The following is a 17,925-nucleotide window of genomic DNA, read 5'->3' on the forward strand; positions in this document are numbered from 1 at the left end:
AGATGACTGACACGGATCGGCCTGATCCGGCCTATCGCCGCGTGCTTGCCCTGACGGGCGCGCTGTTCCTTTCCTACCTGACCGTCGCCATGTCGCTGCCGGCGGTGCCTGTGCATGTCGTGCAGGGGCTCGGGTTCGACAACGCCTATGGCGGCCTGGCGGTCGGCATCGCGTTCCTGTCGACGATCCTGACGCGTGGCCGGGCAGGCGCCTGGGCAGACCGGCTCGGCGGCAAGCTCTGCATGCAGCGCGGCCTGGTCATCTATGCTGCCGCGGGGCTGATCTGCCTGGCGGCCAGTTGGGCGGGCTTCTCCGCGACCACGAGCTACGCCGTGCTGATCGCCGGCCGCCTGCTGCTCGGCCTCGGCGAAAGCGTTGCGATGGTCGGCATGATCGGCTGGGCCATCGGCCTGATGGGGCAGACCCGCTCTGGCTTGGTCATATCGCTCGTCGGAATGGGAATGTACGGCGCTTTCGCGGCCGGCGGGCCGCTCGGCCTGGCTTTGCTCGACCGTTTCGGCTTCGGCGGACTGATGCTCGTCTGCGCGATCCTGCCGCTCGCCGGACTTCTCGCCATCCATTGGCTGCCGGCCGTGGCGCCGCATGCGGGCCAGCGGCAGTCCTTCTGGACGATCATCGGCCAGATCTGGCGTCCGGGTCTGGCGGTCGGCCTGCAGGGTGTCGGCTTTGCGGCGCTGGGAGCCTTCTTCTCGCTCTATGTGCTGAGCAAGGAATGGGCGCATGCGAGCCTCGGCCTCACGTTCTTCGGCATCGGCTTCGTTGCCATGCGTCTTCTCTGCGGCCATCTCCCGGATCGGATCGGCGGAAGGCCCGTCGCGATCGCGTCCCTCTGCGTGGAGGCCTGCCGCCAGTATCTCATCTGGCTCGCACCCAGCCCCTACGCAGCGCTGGCCGGCGCGCTCCTGACGGGGATTGGCTGCTCGATGGTGTTTCCGGCCATGGGCTCCGAGGTGGTCAAGCGCGTGCAGCCCCATATGCGCGGAACGGCAGTCGGTGGTTTCGCCGCCTTCCAGGACCTAGCCTATGGCGCGACCGGACCGCTTGCCGGCGCGCTCGCCGACCGAACAGGCTATGCGTCGATCTTCCTGATCGGTGGCTTCGCCGCAACGCTGGGGCTGTTGCTGGTCGTATCGGATCGGCAGGCGCCGGAAGCGGTGGGAATAAAGCTCGGCGGCTAATGCGAGTTGGTGCCAAGAGGCACGCGTGTTTGGGTCCGCTTTCGGGAACAAACCCAACGTCCGCAAGTGGCGCGATTCAGCCGATAGGCGCCAATAGCCCACATCCCCATCCCGGTACCTTTCCGAGCAAGAACACCTGTTGGGGTAAAAGTTGGGGCGAGGCGATGCGTTCAGTGCAATTTTTCTAATGATATCAATTATTTATGAAGGTTCAAATGGCGGACAGGGCGGGACTGGCCCAAATCCGCCGAGAGTCATGCAAAATCAATTACTTAGCAGGCGCCGATTTCGGTCGTGTGTACCACCACTGTGACCCACCGTCCAGCCAGAGAAGGGAGCGCTGTCCGCTCGCGCTGAGCTTCGCCGACTACCCCTTCGGCTCCGGGTTTGGGCCATAGACCTCATAGATATCATACATGTCCTCGCCGGTTCCATCGACGACGGTCAGCTCGTTTTGCTGCGGCATATACTCGACATAGAAGTCGATCGGCGTCGGTTGCCGAGGCGCGTGACAGCGCAATGTCGACGGGCCTGAGCGAGGGCCGCCAGCGTTGTCGAAGGTGCAGGACCAGCCCTGAGCCTTCACGAACGTGTAGAAGTAGCGGATTTCACCAAGCTCGACGGTCTTGCCGTTCAACACTGCCTTGACCTTGGTCGCCGGCGGGAAGTCCATCGCCTTCCATTTGATGCGCGGGGCCTGTGCGAAGGCGGCAGTTGCCGCAAGGCAGGCAGCCAGGATGAGCGGGAGGCGCATGAGAGCTCCTTGGTCTGACGAGAAAACGGACCTGCCGCCGGTCACTGGAACAGGAGAGCGAGCACGTGATCCCGCTCCTTGCCTTCCCAGGCCTTGCTGGAGAGGTGCGTCAGGTCGAAGCCCTCGCCATCAACCCTGATCGTCCATTGCACCGTGACCGGCGTTCCGACCGGCCAGTGAGCCTGAGAGGCCCAAGCGTCGATGGCGTCGCCCAGGAAGCTGTAGAGGTGCTCCTTGCAGCCCGGCAGCATGCCGACCCACGGACCGGCCAGATTGACCTGCTCGACCTTGCTGCAATCCCACTTCTGCAACAGGCGCTGGAGCTCGGGCCTGCCTTCTAGATAGCGGTAGGCAAGCTGGAAGATGTTCGCCCGGTAGTTGAATCCGAGATGATCGCCCTCGTCTTTGGTTCGCGCACCCTTTCGCAGATCCTCCTCGGCTTCCCAGAGCCGCTGCTCGGCATTCGCATGGAGCGCTGCGTTGATCTTGCCGGTGAACTCGACGACCTTCTGACCCTTCGGAGTGGTGAAGCTACGCCAAGCGCCCTCATCGAAGTTCCCGGCGAAGGCCTTGCCGACCGTGGTGCTGGGATAGGCGGTCACATGGCCATCGCGGACCAACGCGACGGGATCACCCCAGCCGATCAGATTGAGATGCGGAATGACCGCCGCGGCGATGACCAGGACGAGCGCCACGATCGGAGCGATCACATTGACCCCGCCGGCTTCATTGGCCTTTGCGAGCGCAACGGCTTCATCGGGTTCCCGGCGCAACTTGTCCCAGCGCCTATGGACGACGTCGAGATACCAGGCGTTGCCGTACAGCGCGGTCATGATGGCCATGCCGAATGTGGCGAATAGGAACGCTCGCGCCAATGAGGTCGGCACGCTGTCCGGCAGCAGCACATAGGCAAGCTGGACGGCGAGCATGATGCCGCCGAGCACGTAGAGCTTGCGGTAGAGCAGCCAGCCATAGGGCAGGAACAGGGCTGGCCAATTCCATGAGCTCGTCATGGCGAGCTTCTTCGGGTCGGTCCCAGCCTTCGCCAGGATGGGCCGCCACTTCGCAAGGTAGTGGGCCTGCTTCGTACCGATCAGCGCCTTGGTCAGAGCGCTGTCGAGGAAGTCGCTGGGCTTGGCCGCCGGCTGCTCGGGCTTGGGCGGAAGGGCCGGCGGTTCCTTTGATGGTAAGGGAGGTGGCGCGACCGGCGGCGGCGGGGCAAGCTCGGTATCGCCGAGCCGCTTCCACTCACTCCCGAAGGCTCCCGTCCACACGAGGCTGGCGACGCCGATCGTACCGCTCGCCAGCATCGCCTTGAGCTCGTCGGCACCGACAGGCCCGCCGCGCTCGCCGTTCTTCTCGTAAAACCAGTCGCTCACACCAGCCCGCCTTTGTCGCCGATTTCCATGCAGCGAAGGCGAGCGAAGACAGCCCAATCGCGTTCGAGCCGCGATCGTCCTGGCTACTGTCGAAGAACTCCCCCGCTTCCTCGGTGCAATTCACGCGAACACGCAGTTTCTTTCGTGCGCCACCGAATTGTGTCGAACATATTCGATGGTTTACGACGCGGCAAGTTGCTGGCTTCGCGCTCATGGATGCGCGGACGCGAGTGGCATGGAATCTGCGGCGGCTTAGGGTTGAGCGAGGTCTCTCGCAGGAGAACCTGGCCGTCGATGCGGACGTGGATCGAAGCTACATCAGCGGGATGGAGCGTCAGGAATTCAACCCAACCGTTGATCTGCTCGATCGTTTGGCAGCCGCGCTTGATGTTGACGTCGGCAGATTATTGGAGCCCCCCGATGTCGGGGCGGAAGCGCCGAAGCCTCTGAAAAGCGGACGGCGACCCAAATAGCGCTGACGCTGTCATAGCCGAATTCTGGAAGCCGTACGGAACGGTTGCGGAAATCGGCTGCAGAAATTCCCGGTTTTTCAGTCGTTTGGCTGACACGAACTGTACCTGCCGGATGGAGCGGCCAAATTGGCCCCTAGCCGACGTCTGGAAGGTCTGCTTCAGGCCAACTTGCTCGACCCCGACGGTATCGTCTGCCGGCAGGGCTTGACCGTTGGGTGCGATGTCCGGGGACTTTGAGGACGCCCGGGTTGACGGGCCTGCTCAACTCTCTATTCCGCCGTCGAGGGTCCGGCGGACCACTGTTTCTTCCACCGCCAGGTTACCGGCTACGGTACAGATCCCGACGGTATGGAGCAGAGACCCAGTGCGGAAAGATGTGGCTTTGGACGGCTTGGCTGCGCACGGCAACGTGGCCCAGTTCCTCGGCTTTCGACCGGGGGACGGCGATCGTCTCATCCAGACATTCAACCGTATCCGAGGATATCCTGCCAACCATGCATTCGAGTCGCCGAGGGCAGGTATTGAGGCTCTGCTGAAGCGCAGTCCCGAAGCCCGTGTGAACATCCGCAGCTATCATCCGGAAGATCCGCGCAGCCGTGAGTTTGTCTACGGACTCGAAACGGTCGAAGCAGCGTTGGAAGCGGCCGAGCGACTCGTTCGTGAAAGGCTCTTCATATTAGTGAATGAAACCGTCGACGTCACAGATGGGGGAGTTTCGGGCGTCGTACACGGCGGCATCATTGAATTCGCGCCTGACGACACGCCGCGATGTGTCGAGATGCCCGGCGTCTGTTCATTGCCGACCGCATGGGGCCTTTCGATTTTCGAGACGATCTATGGGGCGAAGCCACCCTCCTTTGCGGATGCCCGGCTGGAGTTCAGCATTCATCCCCGCCCGCGAGGTTATCGGCATGGCCATGTGCTGGCATGGGAGTTTGAGCAGACTCCTCCCCCTGCGAACAGCGCTCGGGTGATCTGGCCAAACAGGTTCAGCCGGCTGATAGGTGACAAGGCGTTCGGCCTACTCATTGCGAATGAAATCGGCCTGCCGGTGCCGCGGACGCTCGTGGTCGGCAGACGGGTTTCCCCCTTCTGGTTCGGTACACCAACAGGCAGCAATGAGTGCTGGACCCGAACTTGCCCCTTCGAGCCCCAACCAGGCCTTTACACCACGGTGAAGGGTTGGCTCGACCCCTTCGCCCTGCTCCAGCAGGAAGACCCGTCGGGAACCGTCATTGCCTCGGTCCTTCGGCAGGACGCTGTCACCGCAGCCTACTCCGGCGCAGCCATCGTAGGATCTGAGGGCGCCCTCATTGTTGAAGGCGTACGGGGCGAAGGTGATACCTTCATGCTCGGCGAGGACCTGCCGGCAGCCTTGCCAGAGCACGTGCTCCGCGACGTTGGCGACGTTTACGACAGCGCCAAGGACCACCTAGGTCCCGTTCGATTTGAATGGGTTCATGACGGTGAGAAAGTCTGGGTAGTTCAGCTGCACGTCGGCTCGACGGAGAGCTCGCCCCAGATGCTGGTACCTGGCGAAGCGGCGGCGTGGGAGAGATTTCCTGCGGAGAAGGGCCTCGCTGGGCTTCGGGAGCTTCTACGCGACCTGGCGCCGGATGTCGGGCTTGTCATAGAGGGCGAGATTGGTCTCACCAGCCATATCGCGGATCTGATCCGCAAGGCGCAGCGACCGACGAAGCTGATTCCCAGATCAGCGACCTGATCGGCCGGCACCGTAGTAATGCTGGCCTTCTGGTCGCGCGCTCAGATCGGCTTGAACATGCTCTGCGCGGTATCTCCATGGAGACGGCCGTAGAACTCGATTGCGTAGCGATCCGTCATGCCGGCCACGAAGTCGCATATGATGCGCATCTGGCGGTCGTGATTGCCCTTCGAGGCTTCAAACGCACCACGAACGTCGTCGGGCATAAGCAAGTGCCCTCGATTCCCAGCGAGGGCCTCGAAAATGCGCTTCACAACCTCATAGCCCCGGAATTCTGGAATGGTCACTCGGCTGGAATAGATCGTAGCTATATATGTGTATTTCTTGAGAATCTCGACACGCCGCTGAGCCTTCTTTTCTAACGTAACCTTGCTAAGGGTGGGGTCCCTTTCGTTTATATCAACCTCAACGGAATCAATCGCTTCTTTGACAAGTTGTGAGGACAGTTTAGTGCGAAACGTTCCGGATGACGTAAGCTTTCGATACCCCTTAAAACGTTGGGCAAACGCCGTCAGGGTATCTTCTTGGCCCAGTGTTTCTCCGGGAAGCGTATCAACTTCGAAGATTTTTCCGAAAACATCAAGAACATCCAGAGCGGTTACGCTATCTCCCAGCGCCTCACTGACCTCCTCGGCAACCTTTGTGAGGAGAGAATCCGACGATGCCAATATTCCCGCCGGCGTCAGAAATTCAGCCTTGAACGAATCCTCCAGGTCAAACGTCGAATAAGCGATATCATCCGCCAGATCCATGATCTGACACTCGATGGTCTTAAATTCCTTTACCTGCGTCCAGTCGCTTCCAAGGACGGCTCGCTTTATCTTTGCAACAAGCTTCGCCTCGTCGGCATAATATCCTTTCGCCAGCTTATCCTCTGGTCGACGCGACCTCGGGATCTCGCGATCATATTTTAGGATCGACGCCAGCGTCCTGAACGTAAGATTCAGGCCGAACGGCCTTCCGGCATCGTCGACAATCTTCTTCTCAAGCCTGGCGACGATCCGAAGCGTTTGCGCGTTGCCTTCGAAGCCCCCATGCCTGCGCATCGCGTCATCCAGTGCGCGCTCGCCGTTGTGCCCGAACGGCGGATGCCCAAGATCGTGGATCAGGCCTGCTGCCGAGCAAACCTGCGTATTGATCGGGTTGGCTTGGAAGAACGGAAGGAGGTGGTTCAGACGCTCCGCAATCCCAACCGCAATTTGCGATACCTCCAGGGAATGCGTCAGTCGATTTCGGAAGAAATCCGATTCATGCCCGGGGAAGACCTGCGTTTTTCCCTGTAGTCGGCGAAAGGCCGCGCTATGGATTACTCGCGCATAATCGCGCGAGTAATTGCTTCTCCATGCGCGCTCATCGGTCCCGTTTTCAGGGAACTCGCGCTTCTCGTTGCCTCGCTTGGGCGGATAGAGCTGCTTCGTCACTTCTTCTCGATGACCTTAGCAGCCTGGGCCGTCACACTGGGCTTGGGAGCCGCCCCTTTTTCGGCCTTGGCGGCCTCGGCGCGCCGCTTGGCGAGTTCAGTCAACAATCGGCTTTCCCGCTGGGATACCCGAAATGCGTCTGCGACTGCCTGATATTGGGCCATGATCTGCTCCTCTAGTGTCTGGTTATCTCACAGACTCGTGAATGCAACGCAAACGCGGTTTTCGAATTCAGCAGCGCTATCCACTAGCGCTGCTCGGCCTCTCCAACCCCCGACTTATGAGACAGCGTCACAGGAGATTTGTGGCCAGCGCCGGTGAAGGTCATCGAGCACGTTGAGATGCTTGTTGCATCCTCTGCACCTCAAACACGGCACGTCCGAGGCAAAGCAAGAATGCGTCCACCCGAGCACTTCGGGAGGAATGCCCGACGCACGGATCAGGTCTGTGCTGGTCATGCTCGCGGCCGGCGCCTCGACGCCGATACATCCCTCTTGCAGTTTCATGACCGTGTCCAACGCCAACCTGAACGCCGCCGTTCCGTCGGCGTTCACCTCGTCCTCCGCGACCGAGCCAATGACGATCGACTTTAGGTGACCTCGCCGTAAGGCGATAGCCGCAGCCATCGTGATCAGCAGTTGGTTCCGATATGGCCACCATTCTGGGGTTGGGGCTTCGGGCAGTGCGGCGCTGCCGACCAGTTGTCCTGAGCCCAGAGGCGAACAGTCGATATGAACCGCCTCAAACGGAATACCGACTTCTTCTGCGATCTTCTCCGCGGCACGCTTTTCGGCCGCAGCGGGACGCTGGCCATAGTCGATGAAGACAGCCAGGTCCGGCTTTAGCCACCAGGCAAGTGCAGCGGAATCCATACCTCCGGAAAGCAGAAGCGCCTTCCCCACCTCAGCACCTCCAGGCGGCGTGATAGACAGACGTAGCAAAGTCGCCGATGAGCCGGCATCCGGATCCCGTGATCATTTTGCTGTTCTCGGGATCAATCGTCTCCCCGTAGCAATAGACGGGAATGCCCATCTTGCGAGCGTAGCCGATCTCGAAAATCGTGCCTGAGTCCAGCCCGTCAGCGATGGCGAAAACGCGGTCGCACTGTTCGAGACCCTGCAAATCGAGTGGTGCAACAGTCTCGGCCGGGCCTCTCCCGACCTGATGAACCGGCGAAAAGACATCGAGGCCCAGTTGAAGAAACTGGTCCCGGGTCTCCTCGACAAGCCAACGCTGCGCCATCGTGAAGAAGGGTCCGGCCAGGTAAATCTGGCCGGATGTGACGGCGACCTTTCTGCGCTCCGCAGCCAGTTCTTCGTCGCTCGCAAGCCGATCACTACGTGTCTCCACGTAATGACTGACAGAGCGTGATGCCTTTTCGGCGGCGGCGGCGGCGGCCTCTCGACATTCGCCCCAGTAGTAGGCGAAGGCCGCGGCGAAGAAATCCCCTGATCCGATGCCGAACATTCCCTTGGAAAAAAACGCGGGCACGTCGACTGGCCGATCCGCTCCGCGTTCGAAGACCAAAGCACCTCGAGGGCCGGACTTGATGATGACGACTGTGGCGGCGTTATCCTGCAGGATCCGCTTTCCCGCAGCCTCAATGTCATCCGTTTCAGCTGTGCGCAGCGCTTCTCCGGCATTCAGGAGAATGGCCAGGCGTTCTTGAGCTGCACAGCCGGACTCCCGATACGGAACGGGCATGATCCCATCTTGAGGGTCGTAGACGATGGTGCCCGCCGTCGCGGAAGCTTGGCCCTCAAACGTGCCAAACACCACCGCGACCTCGCCCGGGACGTCGATATGAAGGCGCGTCGTGTTGTCGAACGAACCTCGTATCGGCGAGACATACAAGGACTGAAGCGGGTGCACATACCCGAAGGTGACGTCGACAGCCGCTGACGTGAGGGAGAGCTCAAATCCGCCCAAGGCAGCGAGCTTTTGTACATCTCGCCTGCTGCGCGGGCCTACGAATGTGTGCAGCCGCACCTTGGTCCGAGCAGCCAGGGCCGTCGCCGCGCGACCAGCAGAGCCATAAAACTGGGTGACTTCCGGCGACATGCAGACTTCACGGTAGCAGCCGCCTACAACGTGAATCATGGCACGCGCCTGACCTGGACGGCCACCACGCCGCCGTGCAGCCGATGAACGGTCGCTTGGTATTGATGCCCACGGCCCATGCACTGGATGATGGCTTGCTCGTCCGGGCAATCGATCGCCCCAGCGCTTCCCAGCGGATTGTGCCGCGCTTCAAGAACATCGATGCCGCTGACGTTGATCACAGCTACTTCAAGCGCCGTTCCGATCGAAAGAGCAGCGACGACGGAGGGTACCGGCGACCGCAGCGTGCCTAGCGACGTAATGTTGCAAGGGTCTCCAGGCGTTGCTCCTTCGCCCCCTCCTCCGCCTACGGAGGCTCCACCAACCGGCCGTGTATCGTCATAGTAGGTGTTGCGCCCACTGCCGCTCATCTACCGTCCCCCCGCCCGCGGATTCCGTTCTAGAATCAACTTGAGCTTGATCATGGCGAGCTTGATCGTCGTCGTCACCTGTCCAAAGGGACGCATTCATAGCATCCGCGCGTGCGAGGCGTGTCAGGGATATACCTCGCATGATGTCCCAGATCGCAATGTCCAGGATCGAGGCGGGCACTCCGCAAGCGGCCGCGAATGCCAGGAAGCGCGCTTCGAGCTTCATGTAGTCCGATGGGAGGCGCAGGTTCCGCGGGAAGATGCGCGCGATCTGGCCCGCGCGAATGAGATGAATGTCGAGGATGGCGACCTCGTCCGACAGCAGATGATTGCGTACGACGAACGATGCGGTCTTCGGACCGATACCCTTGATCTGAAGAAGCTGCCGCCTCAGCGCGATGCCGTTCTGGGCCGGCGTGATCGAACTCAGCACGCGAAGCGCTCCATGCAAATACTCGGCCCGTACCCGAGGGAAGCGGTATCGCACCTTGCGCCCGCCGACATCGAGCGGCTGTTCGAGCACCTCTCGAATCGTGGCAGCATCCGGCATTCCCTCCAGGACGCCCATGTCAGTGAGTTTGTGATAGGCCGCGCGTGCCACCTCGGCTCGAATGCCAAATCCGCTGAGCAAGCAGAAGGCGACCTCGCCGCGCAATGACGTGACTTCGCCCCCGAAGAAACCCTCATAGGCGCGCTGGCGCCACCGCATGTGGGCCTGCTTGGCGATCCAGGATGGCGTAAGCGGAACTGCGGCATCCCCCCATCGGCAGCCAGCGATCCATTCAGCGTCGGCCGCCGGCAATTCGACGCGCTCAATGCCGTGTTCGGCCGCGATGTGGAAGGCTTGCATGCGTGACCTCTAGATGTAACATAAGATACACCTAGTCGGCGCCGATGCAAGAAACAAAGCCACTCAAGCGACTGATTGACGAGGCCCTGGAGCGCGGAATCACCACGTCGGAGCTCGCGCGCCGCATCGGTTGTTCGCGAATGCAGATATGGCGCTTAATGCGCGGCGAATGCAGTGAGGATGCGCGTGTCGGGCGCCTATTGCGCAGCGAACTAGAGCCGCGGGAGAAAACACTGGGCTCGATGCGCGAACTAGCGGAAGCCCTCCAACAGATCACCGGAGGGGAGCCCGCCCGTACGCGGCAAGCGTTGCAGATGTTACAACTGCTAGCCAGCCTGGCCCGGCGCGACTCCTAGCGCATCAAGTTCAAACCTGATCCCATCCCTAAACTTGCCATTCAGACGCCAGCCACGGGCCAAGTTCGACCAGCGTGTCAGTCAGCCCGAGCAAGTCGGTCGTCAGTGTCCAGGCGGCTCAGATCCGCCGCCAGCATCGCCGCCTTAGACGTGATCCTGGGATATGGGCGCCCCCTATTGGAGTGAGCGGAGCATATGCCTTAGAAGCCGTCCGTCGGCAGCGCTGCCGTCTTTCTTGTCTCTTTCCCACCGGCTAGGTGGAGCTCAGCTGCCCTCTTGCGAGCCGTCTCGGCATGGCGATACCACGTGTTACGATCCGCGCTCGGGGTGGCGAGGACAAGGTACACGCCGTCGATCAGGCATTGTCGCGTGTCACGCACAAGCGCAAGCAGCTTAGGGCCGAGAAGAGGGCGTAGCACCTCAGTGAGCGCCTCGACTTCCTCCATAGGCGCCAGGCAACGTGTCAAGCGCTCGTCCCGAAGCGGGCCTTCGAATGCAATCTCGAAGACCTCATCGCCCGCACTGACGAGTGTATCGATTTCATCCGCGAGCCTGGCGATTTGCGCTCCGAGTTCAGCGCGTCGCACGTCCAATAGCCCCGATCGATCCGAAACCTCGGCAATCAAACGTTGCAGCGCCGGGATAAGCGTTTCCGGACTCCTGAAAAGCCCTCCAGGCTCCTCGACCACCCCCGAAAGGCGGACGGGATAGCGATTGGCTAATGCAGCTTTGGCGGCAAGGCCCAAGTCAAGGCACGCACCAAGCAAAGTGGCGATCTCGTCGAAGTTGCCGATCCTCAGGCTCGGTGACTCACCCATCTCGTCGTACAGGTGTCCGCGCAGGTGTTGTTCGAAACGATCTTTTTCAGCGAGAAGCGAACGTAAAACTGTTTTTTGCAGATGCTCTTGGGCGGCTTCGGTTAGATCTTGAAGGCTTGTTAGTGTCACATTTGTGTTGCGGACGGATTTAAGTGCGCCGGCCTGGAAGCCACTCTCTGACAAAAGGAACGCTCGGTCGGCTCCGACATCTTGCGCGATCTGCGCCAACGTCATCGCTTGTTCTTTTTGGACGGACGCTTTCCAGAGCTTGCACTCAACGATCCATAGCACCGAGACGCCGGCGATCGTGAAACGCGTTACGACATCGATGTCGTGCATCCCACGCGCGCCGTTTAGCCTTTCCTCAACCTTGGCCTCGAAGCCCAAAGCGCGAAATAGCTCTGCGACGTGGTGCTGGTACTTTCGCCACTTGGTCGACATGCCTCACCCTGGCCCCTTGTCGATGCTGGGTCTCAGGCCATGCCGTGCGGCCGCTGGAATTTGCGCATGTCTGATCGTTGCCCCGGTGCGCATTCGCATCGTCGTGACGCCTATATCAAGCATTGGACGACGTAGCCGACTGCGCTGCGATCCGTATGTCGGCCAACCTTCCCTCCTCGTGGAACCAGAGGTCAGCTATTGCGGTGTCGTCGCTCCTTGGTCGAGGGAAGGCGTCGCCGACCTTGAAAGTCGTTGGCAGATTGACCGATGTTCCGAACACGAGCGCATGCTGACGCGGAAGCGATGGCAGCCGTTTCAGGACGGCATCCGAAATGAAGGGTGTCATCTGCCTAATCTGAGACAGGTCGTCGGGGTTTTGGATGCGGTGCACCAAAAAATTCGAGCACTGACTGAGGACCGTCTTTGACAGCTCGTTTGGCCGTTGAGACGCCAGCATGACGAACATTCCGTATTTTCGACCTTCTTTCGCAATGCGCTCGAATATTTTGGACGCGTCGATCGAAAAGCGGGAAGGCGTGGACGCGATGTAGCGATGTGCCTCTTCAAGCAGGAGGTGGATCGGGAAACGGTTGCGCGGTTCGGCCTGCCGAAGCAGGCGGAAAAGCATCCGCGCTACGACGGCGCTGACCAACTCGACGACCTCGTCCTCAACGGCGTTTAGATCGAGGATGATGATCTGATCGCTCTTGAACAGTTGTGTCCCTCGCACGGTCAAACCGACGATGCTAGCCAAGAACTCGCGTTCGCTTGAAGCTCTCGCCGCATCGGCGCCCTGGTGGCGCAGGAACGCGTATTCAGGACGCTCTTGCAGCGACTTGAGCCGGGTCACCATCGACGAGCAATAGTCCCGGATTTGACGGTTGCCGTGGGCCTCCTCGTAGAGAATGGCGAAGTCCAGGCACTCATGGAGTTCTTCGAACGAGAAGGGCGTGCGGTCATAAGCTGGGAGGGGAACATCCTCCCGGAGCTTTTTCCGCACCTCGCTCAGGAACAGCGACTGGCCGTTTGCAGAGCTGAAGTTGCCATACTGCAAATTGGGGCTGAACCGGTTGAGGAGCTCCATATTCAGGTCGTCAGTCGGATATTTTTGCAGGAGGGACACAACCCGCTGAAACTTCGAGACTGGCGAGTCCCCATCGGCCCCTCTAAAACACTCGATGATGCAGGTCGCAATGAAATGTTCTCGCAGCGCCAAGGCCGTTTGCGACTTTGCGTGAAACAGGCTTGTCAGACCCAGAGCTGTTCGCAAAACAGGCAGTTGGGTCCGCTCGCTAGCCTGCAGAAGCAGCTCCCACTCGGCCATTTCGAGAAACCAGTGAGGAACTCGAAAACCGGTTGCGGACCCGTCCAGCACAACGCGTCTGACGCCGATCGCCCCCGTTTCAGCCAGCGGTATTAAGGCCTCCCCATACTCTCCATTGACGTCAAGAACGACGAATGTGGCGCCGCGCGCATGATGTTCGGTAGGCTTTCGGAATAGGGCCTGGAGGATGGACGCAACAGTGCAGGACTTCCCGCTTCCCGTATTGCCCAAGACCGCCACGTGCCCACCGAAGAACTCGTTGAGCCTGACCTTGACCTCATAATCCTCGAAGACAGCGGACTTTCCGATGGGCAGCGCGCGATACCTGTCGGCATCGGGGGGTACAGGGAGCATCCCGGCTACGACCGGCGCGGGTTCGACCGCTCGGTCTGTATCGAATATCCGGTCTAGTTCGCCATCGAGCGCGTATAGCGCATCGGCATACAGCGAGGGAAAAGTTGAAACCCCGAAGCGGAAAACGCCGCCCTTCATTGGAAGCATGCCGACCGGAACAACATCCAGATACTTGGATGAGCCTGCTCGATCGAAGTCCCCACGGTCTGAAGGCTGCCCAGCGTCGCGATCGCGCAGACCGACGACCTCGACCACTACGTATTCCCCTGACACCGGGACCATCAGGAACGAGCCTAGCCGGGCGACGTAATGGACATCATCGAAGCCAACCACAGTGAAATTATCCGTGCCGGCATGCAGTTCCACGACGAGCCGGTCTGCCGCAACCGATACGACCTTTCCAATAGCACGCCGACGATCATCGTGGCTCATTCGGATTGGTCCTTCTTCCTGGGAGCCAGGTCGGACAGGACCTTACGGACGGCATCGTCAATGCGATCGCCCGGCCGCTGAGGCATGAAATGTTCGACGATCACGTCGAAGTAGTGGGCCCAGGTTTCGTCGACGGGACCGTCTCCGCCGATGATCCAGATTCGGGGATCCTGCAACGCTCTTAACTTCGCAATCTCGCCTTCGGAATCCGGAGACGCAAAGATGATTAGACGGAACGTCGGGATGGTCAGGGCCTGATAGATGATGTTGTTCAGGTGTTCGTCCGCGAAAGCATACCCGGCAGTGAAAAGGATACTCTGCTCTCGTACGATCCGTCCCTGGAACTCGCGGAACAGGTCGGCATACGGAGAGCCCAGCGAAGAATTCTGCTTGGCCGGCGTCGGATAGATGAGCATGCGACCCGCGTCGCCAGGCGGCCAGACCTCTCGTATCGGGAACAGTCCGTGGTCGTCCTCGGTCCAGGTCACCGAACCGTGCAGCTTGGCGAGGTAAACGAAGGCATCGACCGCGCTCCATTTCCTATTCGCCAGATCCAATTGCTCGGCGAGGGCATAGCGGAAGCTGGCTGGATTGAACCGTCGTTCGATCACTCCCGAGAAGCCGTTCGCGTAAGGAATGCCAAGGCGATCCATGGCGACTTCATTGAAGTGATCGTAGTTCGTCGTGAACACCCACGGGCGCGGGAGCGCTCGGTCCCTCAGCACCAGCTTCCGATAGAACTTCTCGTAAACATCCCTGACAGAAGTGTCCCCGTCAGTGAAACGGCCGGTTGTGACGTGATCCCATAGGAAGTCCTGGACCTTGCGGATGAGCCCCTCCAGGTGGACGAGTATCTCAGCATGATTTTTGTGGTCGCTCAGCCGCAAAACGAAACGCTGAGCGAACAGCACCTCCATCAAACGCTCAAGATTGCGCGAGAAGTCGCGCGACAGATCGACCCCTAGTTTATCGAGGACAGAGAGCTCTTCACTAGTCGGCCTCCATTTGGGCGCTGTCATTGGTGCAACGCTCGGCTCCTCCGATGTACCGAGCAAGTCTTCATTTGGATCGAGAGTGTCGGCTGCGAGCCCACCCTCCACGGCAGGCCCATTCTCCGGTACGTCGCTGGGGCGGGCTTTTGCAGCCTCTTCACAGAACTTCCGTGCCAAGGGCGCCATAGTCGGAATTCCAAACTCGATGCCGCCTTTGACCAATGACGAGCAACCTGCTCCCAGCAGGAATGCAACGTTCTTGGCATTCAGGGCCTCGGAGATTGCCTGTCGCGCAGTCTCTATGCCTGTATCCCAGTCCAAACTGTCCGGATCAGCATTGCCGTTCCGGAGAAATTGGAACCTGCGCGATCCAACGCCTTCGCTCATACGCGTTCATCCCCCGTCACCTGATTCAAAGAATCAACTGAACCGCCTTGAGGCTATCGTTGCCTATGGCGGGGAGCCAGCAGGGAAGTCTGGAGGCCAGCCGCAGCACAACCTTCGTGGGCCAGATTTTGTCGTCGCCTGGATCGATGTGAGCTCCTTCCTGACCAGCCCTCAACCGCTCGGGGTAGGCACGGCGACCGACGACGCAGGCGGGCTCAGCGAGTCAGAACCGGTCGATCACGAGAACGTCGAGCGCGCACCGGGCTAGCAATCGAGAACGGTGCAAACGAAGGTCCGGAATTGGGCAGGGTTCCAAGGTCGGCTCATGGCGCATTCCGCCCTGTCTCTGGCCGTTACGCTTCCATAACGCAATTCTGGAAGCGTATCGGAGCCATTCTGGAAAACCGCTCCGGAGAGTGCAGTAAAATCAGGGCCTTGGCCCTGCGGCTTGGTACTGCCGATATGGCCGTGGACCGAGCCATTTGCGCGCCGACCTGATCGGGCTGGCGTGAATTGGCCAGCTCGGCAAAACCTTACCGCATCTTTGCCGAGCCGGCGGCGATCTGCACGAGGATGATGGCGCATTCGTTGTCGCCGGCGATTTGAAGCTCGCCCCGCAGTTGGCGCCAGAGGCGAGCGACCAGCTCGCGGTCTTGACCCTCCGGCTGGCAGCCGAAATGCCGCCAGCGGCGATGCTCGTAGAACAGGCATAGCCAAAGTTCGAGGGCGGTACCGCGCCATGAACCGATCCGGGCGGCTTCGTCCGCGCGCTTGTTCGCCCAGCCGTGTAGATTGCCCAGCCCGACGTCTATCGAAGTCGCATAGCCGTTGAGGAGATGGGCGAGACGGGCAGATTGCAGCCAAGTCGGTGCGTGCGGGATCGAGGCGAAGTCGCCGCCGCGAACTTGATCGAGCCAGCCGTCGTCCTCATTGGCGAGCGTGCTCACGCGACAACTCTGCCCTGGCGGCGGGCGTCGGCGGCATAGGCCGAGAGCGGCTTATCCGGCCGGAAATGCTCGTCTCGCTCGATCGGCAAGCCGAGGAATCCGCGGACGCCGACGAGCTCGGCAAGGGAGAGGTAGCCGAGCTCGGGCGAGCCGAGACCGAGATCGCAGAGGCCGAAGGCGATGCCGGGATCCTCCGGGTCGAGCTCTGACAGGAGCCAGGTCGCATTTGCGTCGGGCGTGAAGAGTTTCACGACCGGCAGCGGGTCGATCTCTTCGCCCCGCGCGCTCGCCCGTCCGTTGGCGAGCAGGCGCTCGCGTTCGGCCGGGAGCATGAAGGGCGCGCTCACGTACGCCCTCCCGGCAGGAGCTTGAGCGGCCCGGCCAGAGCTGTGGCCTCTTCCGCCTTGCCGATCGGGCCGTCGCCGGCCCAGAACAGGTTCAATTCGCCGTCGACCAAGGAAAAGTCCGCGTACCTCCGGTAGAGCCTGGCCGCATATTCCTCCTCGCCGGCCATGGCGAGCGCGACGATGGTGTCTTCCAGCGTGATGCTGGCGAAGCCGACTTGATCCTCGCCGGCAGGCTTGAGCTCGGCCTGATAGCTAGCGACGGCGGTCGCTACCAGGGTGTTGAGTCGCGGGGCGATGACGACGAACCGGCCCTCGTCGAAGTCGGCACGCATCAGCATCGCCTGGGCGAGCAAATGCTCGCGGAAGAGCTGCTGGTAGGGGTTGGTCCTGAGGGCAGGCTTCTGCGGCTCGACGAACAGGCCGGAAACGTCGGCGAGATCGTTGTAGCGCGGCCGGATCGCCGGCACCGGCTCCTGGCAGGACTCCGTGTACTTCGTCTCGATCGCGATGAAGCCCTTGCGGCCTGCGGGCGTCTCGTAATGGAGGAAAACGTCGAAGGCGCTGTGGTCGCCCGTAAGAGCCGGGTCGCCCCGTCCCGGCGAATGCTCGAACAGGACGGCGTGGACCTTGGCGCCGCTGAGATCGGGGAACAGCTCAGCCAAGACGCGGGAGGCGAAAGCGAGATCGAGCTTGAGCAGGCCGAAGACGTTGAAGGCCATGGGCATCGAGCTGAGCAGGTTTCCGTAGAGGCGCGCCTCGTCGATCATCGCAGCCGGCTCGCGATAGGCAAGCTCGCGGCGCACCAGCCAAGCGATGGCCGGCAGCATGAAGTTGGCGCCGGCTCGCGCGGCTGCGGGGCTGATCCGCGAGCCGAGCTTCTTGCGCTTGGCGCCGACCTTGTAGCTGCCGATCGGCAATTCGCGGTCCTGCCGCCAGATGCTTTGGAGCAGGCGTGCCGCCGAGCGGAAGCGGTGGTCGAGCGGCTCGAAGATGTGGTGCCGGCGGAGCAACTCCTCCGGCAGCAGCGGGACATGGGGGAAAGTGTCGGGGAGATCGTACGGCATGAAGCCCTCTGCAATCTAACGAATGCAAAGGCTTCAAGCGTGATTCATATAACTTAACGGCTGTATATTTAGCTTTTACACTATTTTGTATGATTAAAAAGCCGTTTATTTTCAATAATTTGCAAGGTTTAAGCTTAAGCCGCAACCTTGCAGGAAACTCGGCAGCGCTCCCTGCATTGATCAGCTGGAGCGC

The 17,925-nt window shown here is 60.8% G+C and carries 17 protein-coding genes; 3 read left to right on the plus strand and 14 right to left on the minus strand.

The annotated features are described in order from the left end of the window. Window positions 1-2 precede the first annotated feature (2 nt). Window positions 3-1,199, plus strand: a complete 1,197-nt coding sequence (locus BGO20_RS03445; protein ID WP_291663428.1) for an MFS transporter — start codon at window positions 3-5, stop codon at window positions 1,197-1,199. Between the two features lie 367 nt (window positions 1,200-1,566). Here BGO20_RS03445 and BGO20_RS03450 read toward each other — a convergent pair whose 3' ends face one another. After that, window positions 1,567-1,953 carry a hypothetical protein gene (locus BGO20_RS03450; protein WP_291663430.1) on the minus strand — a complete coding sequence of 129 codons (387 nt, stop codon included), beginning with the start codon at window positions 1,951-1,953 and terminating at the stop codon, window positions 1,567-1,569. A 41-nt stretch (window positions 1,954-1,994) separates the two neighbouring features. Continuing rightward, window positions 1,995-3,332, minus strand: a complete 1,338-nt coding sequence (locus tag BGO20_RS03455; protein ID WP_291663432.1) for a GYF domain-containing protein — start codon at window positions 3,330-3,332, stop codon at window positions 1,995-1,997. A gap of 212 nt (window positions 3,333-3,544) precedes the next feature. On the opposite strand from BGO20_RS03455, the gene BGO20_RS03460 reads away from it, so the two are divergent. Beyond that, window positions 3,545-3,805 carry a helix-turn-helix domain-containing protein gene (locus BGO20_RS03460; protein WP_291663434.1) on the plus strand — a complete coding sequence of 87 codons (261 nt, stop codon included), beginning with the start codon at window positions 3,545-3,547 and terminating at the stop codon, window positions 3,803-3,805. 376 nt (window positions 3,806-4,181) lie between these two features. Continuing rightward, window positions 4,182-5,528 carry a hypothetical protein gene (locus BGO20_RS03465; protein WP_291663436.1) on the plus strand — a complete coding sequence of 449 codons (1,347 nt, stop codon included), beginning with the start codon at window positions 4,182-4,184 and terminating at the stop codon, window positions 5,526-5,528. Window positions 5,529-5,569: 41 nt separating this feature from the next. Here the strand turns inward: BGO20_RS03465 and dgt are convergent, their stop codons facing one another. The 12 genes from dgt to BGO20_RS03525 all read right to left on the minus strand — a co-directional run bounded on the left by dgt (window position 5,570) and on the right by BGO20_RS03525 (window position 17,732). Beyond that, window positions 5,570-6,949, minus strand: coding sequence for a dGTP triphosphohydrolase (gene dgt / locus BGO20_RS03470; protein ID WP_291663438.1), 1,380 nt, complete (start codon window positions 6,947-6,949; stop codon window positions 5,570-5,572). Beyond that, window positions 6,946-7,113, minus strand: coding sequence for a hypothetical protein (locus BGO20_RS03475; protein ID WP_291663440.1), 168 nt, complete (start codon window positions 7,111-7,113; stop codon window positions 6,946-6,948). The genes dgt and BGO20_RS03475 overlap by 4 nt, the downstream gene beginning before the upstream one ends. A 114-nt stretch (window positions 7,114-7,227) precedes the next feature. After that, window positions 7,228-7,851 carry a 7-cyano-7-deazaguanine synthase gene (locus BGO20_RS03480; RefSeq protein ID WP_291663442.1) on the minus strand — a complete coding sequence of 208 codons (624 nt, stop codon included), beginning with the start codon at window positions 7,849-7,851 and terminating at the stop codon, window positions 7,228-7,230. A gap of 1 nt (window position 7,852) precedes the next feature. Beyond that, window positions 7,853-9,049 (minus strand): PfkB family carbohydrate kinase, encoded by a 1,197-nt coding sequence (locus tag BGO20_RS03485; protein ID WP_291663444.1) that lies wholly within the window; start codon window positions 9,047-9,049, stop codon window positions 7,853-7,855. After that, on the minus strand, window positions 9,046-9,231 hold the full coding sequence (locus BGO20_RS03490) for a hypothetical protein (protein ID WP_291663445.1): 186 nt from the start codon (window positions 9,229-9,231) through the stop codon (window positions 9,046-9,048). The genes BGO20_RS03485 and BGO20_RS03490 overlap by 4 nt, the downstream gene beginning before the upstream one ends. Before the next feature lie 157 nt (window positions 9,232-9,388). Beyond that, on the minus strand, window positions 9,389-10,270 hold the full coding sequence (locus BGO20_RS03495; RefSeq protein WP_291663446.1) for an 8-oxoguanine DNA glycosylase: 882 nt from the start codon (window positions 10,268-10,270) through the stop codon (window positions 9,389-9,391). Window positions 10,271-10,826: 556 nt separating this feature from the next. Continuing rightward, a complete protein-coding gene (locus BGO20_RS03500) occupies window positions 10,827-11,885 on the minus strand; it encodes a restriction endonuclease (RefSeq protein WP_291663448.1) in 1,059 nt (352 codons plus the stop codon). A gap of 115 nt (window positions 11,886-12,000) precedes the next feature. Further along, complete coding sequence (locus tag BGO20_RS03505) at window positions 12,001-13,995, minus strand: ATP-binding protein (RefSeq protein WP_291663449.1); 1,995 nt, start codon at window positions 13,993-13,995, stop codon at window positions 12,001-12,003. Continuing rightward, the gene (locus tag BGO20_RS03510; protein ID WP_291663450.1) at window positions 13,992-15,374 is read right to left on the minus strand and encodes an SIR2 family protein; all 1,383 of its coding nucleotides are present in this window, start codon (window positions 15,372-15,374) and stop codon (window positions 13,992-13,994) included. The genes BGO20_RS03505 and BGO20_RS03510 overlap by 4 nt, the downstream gene beginning before the upstream one ends. Before the next feature lie 533 nt (window positions 15,375-15,907). Further along, on the minus strand, window positions 15,908-16,321 hold the full coding sequence (locus BGO20_RS03515; RefSeq protein WP_291663451.1) for a hypothetical protein: 414 nt from the start codon (window positions 16,319-16,321) through the stop codon (window positions 15,908-15,910). Further along, window positions 16,318-16,653: a DUF2958 domain-containing protein gene (locus tag BGO20_RS03520; RefSeq protein ID WP_291663516.1), complete on the minus strand. Its 336-nt coding sequence runs from the start codon at window positions 16,651-16,653 to the stop codon at window positions 16,318-16,320. The genes BGO20_RS03515 and BGO20_RS03520 overlap by 4 nt, the downstream gene beginning before the upstream one ends. An 11-nt stretch (window positions 16,654-16,664) precedes the next feature. After that, window positions 16,665-17,732, minus strand: a complete 1,068-nt coding sequence (locus BGO20_RS03525; RefSeq protein WP_291663453.1) for a PGN_0703 family putative restriction endonuclease — start codon at window positions 17,730-17,732, stop codon at window positions 16,665-16,667. Between the last annotated feature and the right edge of the window lie 193 nt (window positions 17,733-17,925).

Source organism: Allobosea sp. 67-29, from assembly GCF_001898115.1.
GTDB lineage: Bacteria > Pseudomonadota > Alphaproteobacteria > Rhizobiales > Beijerinckiaceae > Allobosea.